Origin of the sequence: Streptomyces alboflavus (genome assembly GCF_000716675.1) — a bacterium.
Classification (GTDB): Bacteria; Actinomycetota; Actinomycetes; order Streptomycetales; family Streptomycetaceae; genus Streptomyces; species Streptomyces alboflavus.
This window is the reverse complement of the sequence record NZ_JNXT01000001.1, coordinates 1-15,412: the sequence shown is the minus strand read 5'-3', so window position 1 is coordinate 15,412 and position 15,412 is coordinate 1. Positions and strand designations below refer to the sequence as shown.

At 71.8% G+C, this 15,412-nt stretch carries 14 protein-coding genes and 1 rRNA gene; 6 read left to right on the top strand and 9 right to left on the bottom strand.

What is annotated here, in order from left to right; all coding sequences use genetic code 11:
* The first annotated feature begins 152 nt into the window (after positions 1 to 152).
* Positions 153 to 1,505: an FtsX-like permease family protein gene (locus OO63_RS00085; RefSeq protein ID WP_234310948.1), complete on the top strand. Its 1,353-nt coding sequence runs from the start codon at positions 153 to 155 to the stop codon at positions 1,503 to 1,505.
* Positions 1,506 to 1,706: 201 nt separating this feature from the next.
* Here OO63_RS00085 and OO63_RS00080 read toward each other — a convergent pair whose 3' ends face one another.
* The 3 genes from OO63_RS00080 to OO63_RS00070 are packed head-to-tail and all read right to left on the bottom strand — an operon-like array spanning position 1,707 to position 3,791.
* Entirely contained in the window at positions 1,707 to 2,612 is a 906-nt protein-coding gene (locus OO63_RS00080) for an NAD kinase (protein ID WP_030356044.1), read from the bottom strand.
* Entirely contained in the window at positions 2,609 to 3,424 is an 816-nt protein-coding gene (locus OO63_RS00075) for a TlyA family RNA methyltransferase (RefSeq protein WP_030356043.1), read from the bottom strand. The genes OO63_RS00080 and OO63_RS00075 overlap by 4 nt, the downstream gene beginning before the upstream one ends.
* Before the next feature lie 7 nt (positions 3,425 to 3,431).
* Complete coding sequence (locus OO63_RS00070; protein ID WP_030356042.1) at positions 3,432 to 3,791, bottom strand: hypothetical protein; 360 nt, start codon at positions 3,789 to 3,791, stop codon at positions 3,432 to 3,434.
* A gap of 42 nt (positions 3,792 to 3,833) precedes the next feature.
* Here OO63_RS00070 and OO63_RS00065 point away from each other — a divergent pair, with 42 nt between their 5' ends.
* Positions 3,834 to 4,181 carry an SCP2 sterol-binding domain-containing protein gene (locus OO63_RS00065; protein ID WP_030356041.1) on the top strand — a complete coding sequence of 116 codons (348 nt, stop codon included), beginning with the start codon at positions 3,834 to 3,836 and terminating at the stop codon, positions 4,179 to 4,181.
* 132 nt (positions 4,182 to 4,313) lie between these two features.
* On the opposite strand, the gene OO63_RS00060 is transcribed toward OO63_RS00065, so the two are convergent.
* The 3 genes from OO63_RS00060 to OO63_RS00050 all read right to left on the bottom strand — a co-directional run bounded on the left by OO63_RS00060 (position 4,314) and on the right by OO63_RS00050 (position 7,277).
* Positions 4,314 to 5,111, bottom strand: coding sequence for an ABC transporter ATP-binding protein (locus tag OO63_RS00060; RefSeq protein ID WP_087887464.1), 798 nt, complete (start codon positions 5,109 to 5,111; stop codon positions 4,314 to 4,316).
* Between the two features lie 97 nt (positions 5,112 to 5,208).
* The gene (locus OO63_RS00055) at positions 5,209 to 6,237 is read right to left on the bottom strand and encodes a FecCD family ABC transporter permease (RefSeq protein ID WP_030356039.1); all 1,029 of its coding nucleotides are present in this window, start codon (positions 6,235 to 6,237) and stop codon (positions 5,209 to 5,211) included.
* Entirely contained in the window at positions 6,234 to 7,277 is a 1,044-nt protein-coding gene (locus OO63_RS00050; protein WP_030356038.1) for a FecCD family ABC transporter permease, read from the bottom strand. The genes OO63_RS00055 and OO63_RS00050 overlap by 4 nt, the downstream gene beginning before the upstream one ends.
* 131 nt (positions 7,278 to 7,408) lie before the next feature.
* Here OO63_RS00050 and OO63_RS00045 point away from each other — a divergent pair, with 131 nt between their 5' ends.
* The 3 genes from OO63_RS00045 to OO63_RS00035 are packed head-to-tail and all read left to right on the top strand — an operon-like array spanning position 7,409 to position 10,386.
* Entirely contained in the window at positions 7,409 to 8,431 is a 1,023-nt protein-coding gene (locus OO63_RS00045) for an ABC transporter substrate-binding protein (protein ID WP_030356037.1), read from the top strand.
* Entirely contained in the window at positions 8,431 to 9,495 is a 1,065-nt protein-coding gene (locus OO63_RS00040) for an ABC transporter substrate-binding protein (RefSeq protein WP_030356036.1), read from the top strand. Before OO63_RS00045 ends, OO63_RS00040 begins: the two co-directional genes overlap by 1 nt.
* 60 nt (positions 9,496 to 9,555) lie before the next feature.
* Entirely contained in the window at positions 9,556 to 10,386 is an 831-nt protein-coding gene (locus OO63_RS00035) for a siderophore-interacting protein (RefSeq protein ID WP_030356035.1), read from the top strand.
* 25 nt (positions 10,387 to 10,411) lie between these two features.
* On the opposite strand, the gene OO63_RS00030 is transcribed toward OO63_RS00035, so the two are convergent.
* A complete protein-coding gene (locus OO63_RS00030) occupies positions 10,412 to 11,464 on the bottom strand; it encodes an HAD hydrolase-like protein (protein ID WP_030356034.1) in 1,053 nt (350 codons plus the stop codon).
* Between the two features lie 71 nt (positions 11,465 to 11,535).
* On the opposite strand from OO63_RS00030, the gene OO63_RS00025 reads away from it, so the two are divergent.
* On the top strand, positions 11,536 to 12,813 hold the full coding sequence (locus OO63_RS00025; RefSeq protein ID WP_030356033.1) for a DUF1015 family protein: 1,278 nt from the start codon (positions 11,536 to 11,538) through the stop codon (positions 12,811 to 12,813).
* Positions 12,814 to 12,934: 121 nt separating this feature from the next.
* Here the strand turns inward: OO63_RS00025 and OO63_RS00020 are convergent, their stop codons facing one another.
* Positions 12,935 to 13,804 carry a tetratricopeptide repeat protein gene (locus OO63_RS00020; protein WP_199819433.1) on the bottom strand — a complete coding sequence of 290 codons (870 nt, stop codon included), beginning with the start codon at positions 13,802 to 13,804 and terminating at the stop codon, positions 12,935 to 12,937.
* Between the two features lie 1,288 nt (positions 13,805 to 15,092).
* Positions 15,093 to 15,209: ribosomal RNA gene (gene rrf, locus OO63_RS00010) — 5S ribosomal RNA — on the bottom strand.
* Between the last annotated feature and the right edge of the window lie 203 nt (positions 15,210 to 15,412).

Genomic DNA, 15,412 nt, shown 5'->3' with positions numbered 1-15,412 from the left:
GTGCGACGTGCCCTGGCGTCCTTGTGGGAACGCGCAGGTGGCGAAGGCCCCGAAAACGTCACCTGTCACCCGCCGGGGTGGGGTTTTCCCCAGTCGGATTCTGCGGCGGCCTTCATGGTGGGAGGCCACCCCGCCGCAGGATCATGATCGATATGAGTACGGGACTGGCACGGGCGGCGCTGCGCGCGCACCGCCCGGCATTCATCGGCACGGCCGTCGCTGCGCTGTTCGCGGCGACGGTCGTGAGCGCGTCGACGATGGTGTTGCGCACGACGAGCACGGACGGGCTTTCGCGCGGGGCCCGCGCGCGGCTCACGGAGAACGCCGTGGGCGACACGGCTGCCGTGCTGCTGATCGGCTCCATCTACATGTCGATATTCGTGGTCGCGTCGACCATGGGCACGGCCGTCGTGCAGCAGCACCGCGAGCTGGCCCTGGTCCGCTCCATCGGCGCCAGGCCCCGCCAGGTCCGCCGCGCGGTGGCCGTCCAGTCCCTGGCCGCGTCCGTGCCCGCGGCCCTGGTGGGTTTCGCGCTCGGCGGTGTGCTGGCCCGCGTGTGGTTCCGGGGGATGGTCACGCACGGCCTGGTCCCGGCCGAGGTGCCCTTCCGCTTCAGCTGGCTCGCGCTGCCCGTGTGTCTGGGCGTCGCCGTGGTCACGTCGGCGCTGGCGGCCGTGCTGTCCTCGCTGCGCTTCTCCTTGCTGCGGCCCGCGCGTGCGCTGCACGAGGCGGCGGCGGGGCGGCGCGGTCTCGGGCTGCTGCGGGCGCCGCTCGGGCTGCTGGCGGTCGCGGGCGGTGCCGCCCTCTCGGTGCTGCTCTCGCGGCAGCCCGCGGACGAGGCGGGCGAGGGGGCGTTCCTGGTCCTCATCCTGTTCTGCGTGGGCGCGGGGCTGCTCGGCCCGCGGCTCGTCGGGCCCGCGGCCTGGCTGGTGTCGGCGGCCGTGGGCCGTCTGGGCGGCGGCGCGGCACGCCTGGCGATGCTCAACGTCCGCTCTCAGCCGCGCCGTTTCTCCGCGGCGGTGGTGCCGCTGCTGCTCGTAGTCGGCTTCGGCCTCACGAAGATCGCGATGCACACGACGGCCCAGCACCACACCGGCTCCGCGGGCAGCACGGGCGAGGTCTGGATGGACTACATGGGCACGTCGTTGTACGCGGGCTTCGCCGCCATAGCCTCGGCCAACACCCTGGCGATGATCTCCTTCGAGCGCCGCCGCGACCTGGCCCTGCTGCGGGTCGTGGGCTCCCAGCGCCGCCAGGTCCGGGCGATGGCGGCCTGGGAGGCGGTGGTCGTCGCCGGGACGGCGCTGCTGCTCGGCACCGTGATCGCCCTGGCGACCCTGGCCCCGATGCTGAGCACCGCCTTCGGCTCGGCCGTCCCACACCTGCCCTGGGCGGTACCGACGGCCATAGCCACCGGCACGCTGCTCCTGGCCCTCGGCGCCACAGGCTTCCCGGTGACGGCGGTACTGCGACGCCGTGCCATCACCGTGGTCAACGCGACCTGACCCTGCCCGCCTCGGAACAGCTCTGGCGAGTCCAGCCCGCCCCCGCCCCGCAAGGGCCACGGGGAACCGCACACGACCCCGCCCCGCAAGGGGCGCGGGGAACTGCGCGCCCAGCCCCCACAGCCCCGCAGGAATCAACACAACCGCCCCGCAGGAAAGCACAGCCGACCCGCAGGATCACCCCGCCCATCCAGCGAAGCGCTACTGCGGGGCCCCCCGCCACCCCGAGACCGGCAGAGCGAACTTGGCCACGAGCCGATCGGTGAACGACGCATGGTGCAACCGCGCGAGCCGCACCGGCACCGCCCCCCGTCGCACCTCGACACGCGCCCCGGCGGGCAGCTCGACGGTCCGCCGCCCGTCGCACCACAGCACCCCGTGCGGCGTGTGCGGCTGGACCTCCACGGCGAGGACGGACTCCGGCGAGGTCACCAGCGGCTTGGCGAAGAGGGCGTGCGCGCTGATCGGCACCATGAGCAGCGCCTCGACCTCGGGCCACACGACGGGCCCGCCCGCCGAGAAGGCGTACGCGGTCGAGCCGGTCGGCGTGGCGCAGACGATGCCGTCGCAGCCGAAGCCGGTCACGGGGCGGCCGTCGATCTCCAGGACGACCTCGAGCATCCGCTCGGCCGACATCTTCTGCACGGCGGCTTCATTGAGGGCCCAGTCGCGGTGGACGACGTCGCCGTTGCTGTGCACGACGACGTCGACGGTCATGCGCTCCTCGACCTCGTAGGCCTTGGTGACGACGCGGTCGACGACCTTGTCCAGGTCGTCCCGCTCGGCCTCGGCGAGGAAGCCGACGCGGCCGAGGTTCACGCCGAGCATCGGCACGCCGGAGGCGCGGGCGAACTCCGCGCCGCGCAGCAGCGTCCCGTCACCGCCGAGCACGATGAGGAGTTCGCAGGCGTCGAGGCACGCGGGTGTCGCCTCCTTGACCAGCTCCACCTCGTCGGGCAGCGGCAGGTCCGCCGCCTCCGCCTCCAACACCCGCACGCCGAGGCCGCTGCGCAGCAGCCCCTGCACGACGAGTTCGGCGCTGCGGATGGCCGCGGGCCTGCCGGTGTGCGCAAGGAGAAAAACAGTACGAGCTCGGGTCTGACTCAACGGGGCCCCTCCGCCACGGCACGGTCGACGTCCGCCGGGTCGAGTTCCGGCGCCCCGGCGCGCAGCCACAGAAAGTACTCGACATTCCCGGAGGGCCCGGGCAGCGGGCTCGCGGTCACGCCGCGCACCCCGAGGCCGAGCCCCCACGCCTGCCGTGCCACGGTCCGCACGGCCTCGGCCCGCAGTTCCTCGCTGCGCACCACACCGCCGCTGCCCAGGCGCTCCTTGCCGACCTCGAACTGCGGCTTCACCATCAGGACGAGGTCCGCGTCGGGCGCCGCGCAGCGCGCCAGGGCGGGCAGCACGAGCCCGAGGGGGATGAAGGACAGGTCACCGACGACCAGGTCGACGGGCTCGCCGTCGATGAGGTCGAGCGTCAACTCGCGTACGTTCGTACGGTCCTTGACGGTGACCCGGTCGTCGCTCTGCAGCGACCAGGCGAGCTGGCCGTAGCCGACGTCGACGGCGACGACGTGCGCGACGCCCGCGCGCAGCAGCACATCGGTGAAGCCGCCGGTGGAGGCGCCCGCGTCGAGGGCGCGCCGGCCTTCGACGGCGAGCCCGTGCGGGACGAAGGCCTGCAGGGCGCCGGCGAGCTTGTGGCCGCCGCGCGAGACGTAGTCGGGATCGTCGTCGTCCTGGGTGACGACGATCGCGGCGGCCGTCTCCACCTGCGTGGCCGGTTTGGTCGCGAGGGTCTTGCCGACGCTCACCCGGCCGGCGGCGATCAGCTGACTCGCGTGCTCGCGCGAGCGCGCGAGTTTCCTGCGGACCAGCTCGGCGTCGAGGCGGCGGCGTGCCACTCCTGCCACGTTCGGTTCAGCTCCTGTCGTACGACGGTGTGGGCGCTCCTGCGAGCGCCGGTGGGCCGGGGCGTGCGTCCAGCGCGGTCAGCGCGTCACGCAGGCCCCGGTGCACATCCTCGTACACCTCGATGTGGCCGTCGGTGGCGAGGTGGTCGGCGTCGCCGAGACGCTGGAGCTGGGCGTCCACCTCGGCGTTCCCGGTGGGGGTGCGGACGACTTCCAGCGGGGCGGGCTCGGAAGGGGCGGCGTCGGCCCCCGAGTGCACCGGAGCATCAGCCTCCGGATTCACCGGAACATCGGCGCCCGCCGCCACCGGAATCTCGGACTCCGCCTCTGTGGGCTCGGGCTCGCGGCCCGGCGTCCAGTCGCTCATGCCACGACGCTACATCGAAGCTCTGCGGTACCGTCGATCACGATGGCGACCATGGCGGAGTGCCGCAGCGCACTCGACAAACTCTCGGACAACCTCGCGGCCGCGGACGGCGACGTACGCAGTGCCGCGGCGCTCGACCGCTCCCTGAGCTGCCACCTCAGAGATCTCGACGTCACCCTCACCGGCCGCCTCCAGAACGGCCGGATCGAGGTCCTCGACGAGCACCCCGGCCCACCCCACGAGAAGGCCCAGATCCGCCTGGCCATGACAGGCGACGACCTGGTGGCGATGGTCAACGGCAACCTGAACTTCGCCAAGGCGTGGACATCCGGCCGTGTAAAGCTGGAAGCAGGCCTACGGGACCTCCTACACCTACGCAAGCTCCTCTAAGACCCGCCCGGCACTAGAGGACGAGCCCATCAAAGCCCGTCCGGCGTTTGAGGACGAGCCGCGAAGCGGCAAAAAAAGGGGGGAACGGGGGCGAAGCCCCCATAAGCCCGCCACCAACGCGCCCCCGCGAGCCTACGCGCCCACGCGAGCCTTACGAGCCGCAGGCACCACCAACGGCGTCCCCGTCTCAGGATCATCAATCACCTGACACTTGATCCCGAAGGTCTCCGCCACCAACTCAGCGGTGACGATCTCCCCGGGAGCCCCCTCGGCCAACACCTTCCCGTCACGCAACGCGATCAGATGCGTGGCGTACCGCGCGGCGTGGTTCAGGTCGTGCAGCACGGCGACCAACGTCCGCCCCTGCTCCTCGTGCAGATCGGCGCACAGGTCGAGGACGTCGATCTGGTGCTGGATGTCGAGGAACGTGGTCGGCTCGTCGAGCAGCAACAGCGGCGTCTGCTGGGCGAGCGCCATGGCGATCCACACGCGCTGGCGCTGGCCGCCGGAGAGCTCGTCGACGTACCGGTCCCCCAGCTCGGCGACACCGGTCGACTCCATGGACTCGCGCACGATCCGCTCGTCCTCCTTGGACCACTGCCGCAGCAGCCCCTGGTGCGGGTAGCGGCCGCGCGCCACCAGGTCGCCGACCGTGATGCCGTCGGGGGCGATGGACGACTGCGGCAGCAGGCCGAGCGTCCGCGCGACCTGCTTGGCGGGCAGCGACTGGATGGTCTGGCCGTCGAGGAGCACCCGCCCGGCGGAGGGCTTGAGCATCCGGGACAGGGCGCGCAGCAGCGTCGACTTGCCGCAGGCGTTCGGACCGACGATCACCGTGAAGGAGTTGTCGGGGATCTCCACGGACAGCTTCTCCGCGATGACACGCTGGTCGTAGCCGATGGTCACATCGTCCGCGATGAGCCGGTTCACGGGGGCACGCTCCTGGTCGTGGGGTTCTTCGTACGAGGTCCGGGTCCGCGGCTTCACGCGCGCCACCGCCGGGCGGGGCGGGCGCTCGGGCAGGCACTCATATGCGCCCCGCCCTGCGCTCGGTGACGAGCAGCCACAGCAGATACACGCCGCCGAGGACGCCGGTGACGACGCCGACGGGCAGCTGGTCGGCACCGAAGGCCCGCTGCGAGGCCCAGTCGGCGACGATCAGCAGGGTCGCGCCCATGCACATGGCGGGCACCAGGTTCGGGCCCGGCGAGCGGGTCAGGCGGCGGGCCAGCTGCGGCGCGGTGAGAGCGACGAAGCTGACGGGCCCGGCGGCGGCGGTCGCGGCCGCGGTGAGCAGCACGGCGGCGCCCATGAGGACGACGCGGGTCCGTTCGACGGGCGCCCCGAGGGAGTACGCCGTGTCGTCGCCCATCTCCAGCATCCGCAGCGGCCGCGCGTGCATGACGACCGCCGGAAGCAGTACGGCGCACAGCGTGAGCAGCGGCCAGACCTGGTCCCAGTCGCGGCCGTTGAGCGAGCCCGTCATCCACACGACCGCGCGGGCCGCGTCGACGAAGTCGGCCTTGGTCATCAGATAGCCGTTGATGGCGACGGCGAGGGCGTTCATGCCGATGCCGACGAGGACGAGCCGGTAGCCGTGCACGCCTCCGCGCCAGGAGAGCAGGTACATCGCGGCGCCGGTGACCAGGCCGCCGACCAGCGCGGCGCCCGCGACCTGGTTCGCGCTGCCGCTGAAGACCACGATCATGAGGAGCGCGCCGGCGGTCGAGCCCTGCCCGATGCCGAGGACGTCCGGACTGCCCAGCGGGTTGCGGGAGATGGACTGGAACAGCGCGCCCGCGAGGCCGAGGGACGCGCCCACCAGAAGCCCGACCACGACCCGCGGCAGGCGCAGGTCGTTGATGATGAACTCCTGGCCGGGGTCGCCGTTGCCGAGGAGGGTGCGGATGACGTCGGCGGTCGGGATGTCGAAGTCGCCGGTGCCGATGAGCACGACGCTCGCGACGAGCGCGGCGAGGACGAGGGTCACGACCACGACGGCCGTGCGGACGTCGAGGCGGACCGAGACCCCGCCGCGGGTGCGTATCGCCTTCACAGCTGGGCCGTCCTCCGCCGTCGTACGAGCAGGATGAACACCGGGGCGCCGATGGCCGCGGTGACGACGCCGACCTGGAGCTCGGCGGGGCGCGAGACGACCCGGCCGAGCACGTCGGCGCCGAGCAGCAGGACGGGCGAGAGGACGGCGGCGTAGGGGAAGATCCAGCGCATGTCGGGTCCGGTGAAGGAGCGCACCATGTGCGGCACCATCAGGCCGACGAACGCGATGGGCCCGCAGGCGGCGGTCGCGGCGCCGCACAGCATCGTCGCGGAGGCCATGGACAGGGCGCGGGTGCGGGTCAGCCGGGCGCCGAGGGCGCGGGCGGTGTCGTCGCCCATCGCCACGGCGTTGAGCGGCCGGGCGAGGCCGAGGGCGAGCACGGCCCCGACGGCGAGGAACGGCAGGACCTGCTGGATGGTCTCCATCTTGGCGGAGGCCAGGGAGCCGACCGTCCAGAAGCGCATCTTGTCGAGCGCGGCGTTGTCCGTAATCATCACGGCCTGGAGGTAGCCGGTGAGCGCGGCGGTCAGCGCGGTTCCCGCGAGCGCGAGCCGCACGGGAGTCGCGCTGCGGGTGCCGCCGAGCGCGTACACCAGGACTCCGACGATCGCCGCGCCCGCGAAGGCGAACCACACATAGCCGCTCAGCGAGGTGACGCCGAAGAAGCTGATGGCGGTGACCACGGCGGCCGACGCGCCCATGTTGATGCCGAGCAGGCCGGGGTCGGCCAGCGGATTGCGGGTCAGGGCCTGCAGGACCGCGCCGGAAAGACCGAGGCCGAGGCCCGCGAGGACCCCGAGCAGCGTGCGCGAGACCCGCTCGCCGACCACGACGTCGGCGTACGTCCCCGAGTCCTCGAACAGCCCGTGCCAGACCTGGTCCATGGAGAGCTGTTTGGCGCCCACGGAGATGCTGACGGCCATCAGGGCCAGCAGCAGGACGACGGCGAGGACGAGCCCGGCACCGCGGAGCGCGCGGCGGCCGGGCGGCGCGGGAGCGGTTTCCGCGCGGGGTTCAGGGGGACTGTCGACCAACACGTGGTTAGGTTAGCCTACCCTCCCATTGCTCTTCGACGAGAGAAGCAGCACGTATGCCCCGGTCACGCCCCTCTCCTCGGTCACCCCGCACACACCCGTCTCTCTTTGCCCCCTTTGCCCCCTTGTCGCGCATGTCGCCGGTGTCACGGCGTGCGCTCCTCGGCGCGGGCACGGCGCTCGGCGCCGGCGGGCTGCTCACGGCGTGCGGCGACGACAAGGGCGACGGCGGCGGCAACTCCTCGAAGCGGAGCGGCCCCTGGGCGTTCAAGGACGATCGCGGCAAGACGGCGAAGGCCGACAGCAGGCCGCGCCGCATCGTCGCCTACATCGGCGCGGCCGCCGCCCTGCACGACTTCGGCATCGAGTGCACCGGCGTCTTCGGCCCCACCAAGCTCAAGAACGGCGATCCTGACGTGCAGGCGGCGGGTGTCGATGTCGACAAGGTGACCGTCATCGGCAACGCCTGGGGCCAGTTCAGCATCGAGAAGTACGTGGGCCTGCGCCCCGAACTCCTCGTCAGCACCATGAATGTCTCCCCGACCCTCTGGTACGTCCCCGAGGAGTCCGCCGACAAGATCCTGCCGATCGCGCCCAGCGTCGGCATCCTCACCGGCAAGACGACCCTGACCAAGGCCATCGGCCGCTTCGCCGAACTCGCCGAGTCCCTGGGCGCCGACCTGCGGGCCGCGCGGGTGACCGCGGCGAAGAAGCGTTTCGAGGACGCCTCCGAGCGGCTCCGCAAGGCCGCCAAGGCCGCGAAGTCCCGCGGCGGCATCCGGGTCCTCGCGATGGCCGCCCAGGCCGACCACATGTACGTGGGCGACCCGCGCGACTTCACCGACCTGCGCCACTACAGCGACCTCGGCGTCGAGTTCGTCACGCCCACCAGCACCGCGAAGGGCGGCTTCTTCCAGGACCTGAGCTGGGAGAACGCCGACCGGTACGAAGCCGACCTGATCCTTGTCGACAAACGGACCGGAAACCTCCAACCCGCCGAGCTCAGGAAGTCCAAACCCACGTGGGCCCGTCTGCCCGCCGCCGAAGCCGACCAGGTCATCCCCTGGTTCAACGAAGCCCAGTTCAGCCACGCCGGATACGCGCCCCTCATCGAGCGGCTCGCCAAGGCGATAGAAGACTCGAAGAAGGTCGCCTGATGCGCGCGCTCCGCCCCTCCCGTACCCTCACCGCCGCCCGTGCCTCCGGCGGTGTCAGCCGCCGCGGCCTGCTCACCGGCGGCGCCGCCCTCGGCCTCGGCGCGGTGCTCACCGCCTGCGGCAGCGAGGACTCCGACAAGGACAAGAAGTCGGGCTCGGGCTCCGACGACAAGGCCTGGAGCTTCAAGGACGACCGCGGCAAGACCGCGCGCTCCGACTCGACCCCGAAGAACATCGTCGCGTTCATCAGCACGGCCGCGGCCCTGCACGACTACGGCGTCGAGGTCACCGGCGTCTTCGGCCCGTCCAAGCCCGTGGGCGGCAAGCCCAACCCGCAGGCCGGCGATCTCGATGTCGACAAACTGACCAGCCTCGGCGAGACCTGGGGCCAGTTCAACATCGAGAAGTACGCGGCCCTCAAGCCCGAGCTGCTCATCAGCAACATGTTCCCGCCGCCCAACCTCTGGTTCGTCCCCGAGGAGAGCAGCAAGAAGATCGCCGCCCTCGCCCCGACGGTCGGCATCAACGGCGCCCGCGCCTCCCTCCTCGAACCTCTCAAGCGCTACACCGACCTCGCCGCCTCACTCGGCGCGGACCTGGAGTCCCAGAAGGTCAGGGCCGCCAAGTCCCGCTTCGAGAAGGCCGAGCGGACCCTGCGCAAGGCCGCGAAGGCAAACGGCGGCCTGAAGGTCATGGCGATGACGGGCGACGCCCAGCAGATGTACGTCGCCGTCCCCGACTCCTACTGCGACCTGAACTACTTCAAGGACCTCGGCGTCGAGTTCGTCGAGGGCAAGAAGAGCGACGAGTGGGGCTTCTGGGAGTTCCTCAGCTGGGAGAACGCCGACAAGTACCACGCCGACCTGATCATGGTCGACAACCGCTCGTCGGCGCTGACCGAGGACCAGCTCGCGAAGAAGCCCACCTGGACCAAGCTGCCCGCCGTCAAGGCCGGCCAGACCGTCCCGTGGTCCATGGAGGAGCGCTACAGCTACGCCGGTTACGCCCCCGTGCTCGAACAGCTCGCGGCGGCGATCGAGAAGTCGAAGAAGCTCAAGCGCTAGCGGCCCCGACCGGGGCGACAGCCACCCCCGCCACCGCGCGCACAGGAGAAAGGCTCACCCATGACCGACGCCCCGTTCCGGTTCTTCGACGCCCAGGTCCTGCGCACGGAACGTCTGACGCCGTCGATGGTCCGCGTGGCCTTCGGCGGCTCCGACGTGGCCGAGATGGCCTCGGGCGGGCGCGATCAGCGCGTGAAGGTGTTCCTGCCGCAGCCGGGCCAGAGCGCGCCGGTCATGCCCGACACGGACTCCCCCGACTGGTACGCGGCCTGGCGGGACCTGGATCCCGGCGTGCGCGGCATCATGCGCACGTACACCATCCGTGAACTGCGCCGCGACCCGCACGAGTTGATCGTCGACTTCGCCGTGCACGCGCCCGCCCCGGACGCCCCGTCCACCGAGGGCCCCGCGTCGCGCTGGGCCCGCACGGCCCGCCCCGGCACCCGCGTCGGCGTCCTCGCCCCGGTCGAGGAGGAGAACGCCGCGTACGACTTCAGGCCGCCCGCCGACACCGACTGGATCCTCCTGACCGGCGACGAGTCCGCGCTCCCCGCGGTCGCGGGCATCCTCGAAGCACTCCCGCCCTCGACCCGGGCCCTGGTCTTCCTGGAGCTCCACGACCCGGCGGACCGCCAGGAACTCCTCACCAAGGCGGACGCCGACATCACCTGGCTCACGGGCGAGGGCACGACGACGGCCGCCATCCGCGCCGCCGACCTGCCCACCGGCGCCCCCTACGCCTGGATCGCCGGCGAGTCCGCGACGGTCAAGGCAGTACGCCGCCACCTGGTCACCGACCGCGGCTTCGACCGCAAACGCATCAAGTTCACGGGCTACTGGCGCAAGGGCGCGACGGAGGACCAACTCCTGTCACGCGGCGAGGAGGCATAGCCCCGAGCGCCGCCTCGAACAGACCCTAGAGCCCCAGCCGGGCCAACGCCTTCCCCCCATCCAGCGCGCACACCCCGTCGCCCGCCGCCGTCCACGCCACCGCGCACAACGCCCGCAGCCCGTCCAGAGCCTCACCCTCCCCCTCGATCACCAGCGCGTCCCCCCGCGCGGCGGCGACCCACCCCCCGCACGCGAACCCCTCGTCCACCGGCGCCACCTCGGGCTGCCCGGTCAGCATCCCGCGCAGATCGGCGTCCACATACGTGGGCCGGTGCTCAGGCCGAGCGGCCAGCAACTGCGCCCCGTCCGTGACCCCCGTCAGGACGAGCAGCGAGTCCACACCCCCGTTGAACGCCCCCTCGATGTCCGTGTCGAGCCGGTCCCCGACGACCAGCGCCCGCTCGGCCCCGGTCCGCAGAATCGTCTCCCGGTGCATCGGGGGCAACGGCTTCCCCGCCACCTGCGGCTCCGCCCCGGTCGCGATGCGCACGACCTCCACGGCGGCCCCGTTCCCCGGCGCGATCCCCCGCCCGCTCGGGATGGTCAGATCGGTGTTGGACGCGAACCAGGGCACACCCCGGGCGATGGCGTAGCAGGCCTCCGCGAACCGCCCCCACGCCAACTCCGGCCCCCCGTACCCCTGCACGACGGCCACCGGATCGTCGTCGGCGGACTCCACCGGCTCAAGCCCACGCTCACGCAACGCGACCCGCAGCCCCTCCCCGCCGACCACCAACACCCGTGCCCCCACGGGCACTTGCTCACTCACGAGCCGCGCGACGGCCTGCGCCGACGTGATCACGTCCGACGGTCCTGTGGGAATGCCGAGCTCCGTCAGATGGCCGGCCACCGCGTCCGGCGTACGCAGCGCGTTGTTCGTCACGTACGCGAGATGCATGCCTCCGGACCGGGCCGTCGCCAGGGACTCGACGGCGTGCGCGATGGCCTTCCCACCCGCGTACACGACCCCGTCGAGGTCGAGCAGCGCCGTGTCGTAGCTCTCGCTCAGCGCCCGCTCACTGCCCGCGGGACGCGTCCGCGGGCGCTGATTCCCACCCGGGTTGCCGGTCTGGCTCATTACGCATCTCTCCTCGCTAATTCCACTCCCCCGATCATCGCTCATGCCACTGACACACTTACGATGCACTAATGAACACAGCGGGTCACACGGACGTCCACGGCCTCGACCTGATCCCGTTCCGGGGGGTGCGGTACGACTCCGAACGGGTCGGCTCCCTCGCCGCCGTGACCTCACCGCCGTACGACGTGGTCGTGCGGCCGGACGGGCTCCTCGAACTGGAGTCGTCCGACCCGCACAACATCGTCCGTCTGATCCTGCCGCAGGCGACCACCCCGGAGGACCGCAACCGCCAGGCAGCGGACACCCTCCACGACTGGCTCGCCGAGGGCATCCTGGCCCCCGACCCCATCCCCGGCCTGTACGTGTACGAGCAGCGGGGCGACGGCATACTCCAGCGCGGCATCATCGGCGCCCTGCGCCTGTCCGAGCCCGCGGACGGCATCGTCCTTCCGCACGAGGACGTCATGCCGCACGTCGTCGAGGACCGCGCCGCCCTGATGCGCGCGACGGCCGCGAACCTGGAGCCGCTGCTCCTCACCTACCCCGGCGGCGCGTCGACGGGCGGCGCGGCGGCCGCCATAGAGCGTGCGACGCACCACAAGCCGCTGCTCTCCACGACCACCGAGGACGGCTTCAGCCATCGTCTGTGGGCGGTGACCGACCCCGCCGAGATCGCTGAAATCCAGTCAGATCTCGCCCACCACCAGGCCCTCATCGCCGACGGCCACCACCGCTGGGCCACGAACCTCCGGCTGCGTGCCGAGCACGCCTCGCCGAGCCCGTGGGACTTCGGTCTGGTCCTGCTGGTCGACACGGCCCGCTATCCGCTGCGGGTCCGCGCGATCCACCGCTATCTGCACCGGCTCCCGGTCGCCGAGGCCCTGGCCGCGCTCGCGGACTCGTTCCGGGTACGCACCCTGGAGTGCTCCTTGTCCGAGGCGAGGGCGGCCCTCGGCGACGCCGTGTCCGAGAGCAACGCGTTCCTTCTGGCGGGCGACGGCTCGTACCATCTCGTGGACCGCCCCGACCCCGCCCTGCTGGCCCGCACGATCCCCCTCGGCCGCCCGGAGGCCTGGCGCACCCTGGACGCGACGGTCCTGCACGCCACGCTCCTCGACCACGTGTGGCGCATCCCGGACGACACGGAGCACATCGCGTACATCCACCACACGGAGGCGACGGTCGAGAAGGCCGAGCGCGAGGGCGGCACGGCGGTGCTGATGCACCCGGTCCGTGAGGAGGTCGTCCGCGACCTGGCCCGCCAGGGCGTCACGATGCCCCGCAAGTCTACGTCGTTCGGCCCGAAGCCCGCGACGGGCCTGGTCCTGCGCGACCTGGCCTTCTGACGGCAGTCGGTACGGCGACAGACCGTACGTACGACAAAGGGGCGGGCCTCCGACCGGAGGCCCGCCCCTCTTTCACCTTCGGACGCCGCCACGACCCGCACGGCCGCGGCGGCTACCGCCGTCAGTCCTTGTCGCGCTCGACAGCCTCGCCGTCATCGCCGACAACCACGTCGTCGTCGGCGACATCGGCGTCGACGTCATCCGCCACATCGGCGTCGACAGCCTCGGGAGCCGCAGACTCCGCCTGCTGCGGCTTCTCCGGCTCGGCGTCCGCGGACTCCGTCACCTCGGTCCCGGCTTCCGCCTCGTCGCCCTGGAGCGCGTCGACGAACTCGACGCCGTCCAGCTCGGCGAGCCGGTCGGAAGCGTCGGTGCTGCCGTCCTTGTCGGCCTCGATGGCCTTGGCGAACCACTCGCGGGCCTCGTCCTCACGGCCGGCCGCGAGCAGCGCGTCCCCGTAGGCGTACCGCAGGCGGGCGGTCCACGGCTGCACGGAGCTGGAGGCCAGCTCGGGGCTCTGCAGCGTCACGATGGCGGCGTCGAGCTGCCCCATGTCGCGCCGGGCGCCGGCGGCGACGAGCCGCATCTCCACCTGTCCGGCCTTGTCGAGCTTGTGCACCTCGGGCGCACCGGCCATGTCGAGCGCCTTCTCGGGCCGCCCGAGCCCACGCTCGCAGTCCGCCATGACGGGCCACAGCTCCACGCCACCGGTCATGCGCCGGGCGGCCCGGAACTCGGCGAGCGCCTCGCTGTACTTCTGGTTCGCGTATGCGGCGAAGCCCGCGGCCTCGCGTACGGCGGCGACGCGCGAGGCGAGCCGCAGTGCGACCTTGGAGTAGCCGTAGGCCTGCTCGGGGTCCTCGTCGATGAGCTTGGCGACCATCACCAGGTTCCTGGCGACGTCCTCGGCGAGCCCCTTCGGCAGGCTCTGCAGCTCCTGCCGTACGTCCTGGTCGATCTCGTCGCCCGTGACGTCGTCCGGGATCGGCAGCCGCTTGATCGGCTCACGGTCCCGCTCGCGGTCGTCGCGCCGGAACCCACCGCGGTCACCGCGGTCGTCCCGCACACGGAACCCGCCGGGCCGCCCACGGCTGTCGTCACGACGGGGGCCACGCCCGCGGTCGTCACGGCCGCCACGGTCGTCGCGGCCGCGGTAGCCGCCGCCACGGTTGTCGTCGCGCCGGAAGCCACCGCGGTCACGGTCATCTCGCCGGTCGTCACGACGGTCGTCCCGTCGGTCGTCCCGTCGGTCATCGCGGCGGAAGGCCGGACGGTCGCCATCACGACGGAACCCACCCCGGTCACGGTCGTCGCGCCGGTCGTCACGACGGAAAGCCGGACGGTCACCGTCACGACGGTCATCACGGCGATCGTCGCGGCGGTCGTCACGGCGGAATCCGCCCCGGTCACCGCGGTCGCCGCGGTCGTTGCGGTCGCGGTCGTCGCGCCGGAAGCCGGGGCGGTCGCCGCCACGGTTGTCGTCGCGGCGGAACCCACCGCGGTCACCACGGTCACGGTCGTCCCGACGGTCGTCTCGGCGGAAGCCACCGCGGTCGTTCCCGCCACGGTCGTCGCGGCGGAACCCGCCCCGGTCACGGTCGTCGCGCCGGTCGTCACGACGGAAAGCCGGACGGTCACCGTCACGACGGTCGTCCCGTCGGTCGTCACGGCGGTCATCGCGGCGGAAGGCCGGGCGGTCCCCGTCGCGGCGGAATGCGGGGCGGTCGCCGTCGCGGCGGAAGCCGCCCCGGTCGCCACCACGGTCACGGTCGTTGCCCCCGCGGTCGTCACGCCGGTCATCGCGGCGGAACCCGCCGGGCCGGTCATCGCGACGGAAGGAGGGGCGTCCGCCGTCGCGGTCGTCACGTCCGCGGTAGCCGCCTCCGCCACGGTTGTCGTCACGGCGGAAGCTGGGACGGTCCCCGTCGCGGCGGTCGTCACGGCGGAATCCGCCCCGGTCACCGCGGTCACCGCGGTCGTTGCGGTCGCGGTCGTCGCGCCGGAATCCGGGGCGGTCGCCGCCACGGTTGTCGTCGCGGCGCGGGCCGCGGTCGTTGTCGCGACGTGGCCCACCGCGGTATCCACCCCGGTCGCCACCATCCCGGCGGCGCTGGTCGCGCTCCGGTCGCTCGTCGGGAGAGTTGGTGGACATGGGTGACTCCTAGTCTTCGGTACCGCAGTCATTCTGACGCAGCCGCGTAGCGGGCGCTCTTCGAGCAAAAACAAAAAGGACCCTTGGTCCCAGCGTGAACGCTGGGACCAAGGGTCCTCCAAAGATTGTTCGGCGGCGTCCTACTCTCCCACAGGGTCCCCCCTGCAGTACCATCGGCGCTGTGAGGCTTAGCTTCCGGGTTCGGAATGTAACCGGGCGTTTCCCTCACGCTATGACCACCGAAACCCTATGAAATATCCCGCCGCAGAAGCGGGATCTCAAACAGGGCAGCGAACAAGCACACTCTTCAATTGAAGTAGAGCTGTTCAGCCGACACAACTGTTCGTTGTTTCAGAACCAACACAGTGGACGCGAGCAACTGAGGACAAGCCCTCGGCCTATTAGTACCAGTCAACTCCACCCCTTACAGGGCTTCCATATCTGGCC

Coding starts and splice junctions, on each gene's coding strand:
- OO63_RS00040 (WP_030356036.1), top strand. CDS start 8,431: ATGCGCGCGCTCCGCCCCTCCCGTACCCTCACCGCCGCCCGTGCCTCC.
- OO63_RS00045 (WP_030356037.1), top strand. CDS start 7,409: ATGTCGCCGGTGTCACGGCGTGCGCTCCTCGGCGCGGGCACGGCGCTC.
- OO63_RS00085 (WP_234310948.1), top strand. CDS start 153: ATGAGTACGGGACTGGCACGGGCGGCGCTGCGCGCGCACCGCCCGGCA.
- OO63_RS00070 (WP_030356042.1), bottom strand. CDS start 3,791: ATGAGCGACTGGACGCCGGGCCGCGAGCCCGAGCCCACAGAGGCGGAG.
- OO63_RS00065 (WP_030356041.1), top strand. CDS start 3,834: ATGGCGACCATGGCGGAGTGCCGCAGCGCACTCGACAAACTCTCGGAC.
- OO63_RS00030 (WP_030356034.1), bottom strand. CDS start 11,464: ATGAGCCAGACCGGCAACCCGGGTGGGAATCAGCGCCCGCGGACGCGT.
- OO63_RS00025 (WP_030356033.1), top strand. CDS start 11,536: ATGAACACAGCGGGTCACACGGACGTCCACGGCCTCGACCTGATCCCG.
- OO63_RS00035 (WP_030356035.1), top strand. CDS start 9,556: ATGACCGACGCCCCGTTCCGGTTCTTCGACGCCCAGGTCCTGCGCACG.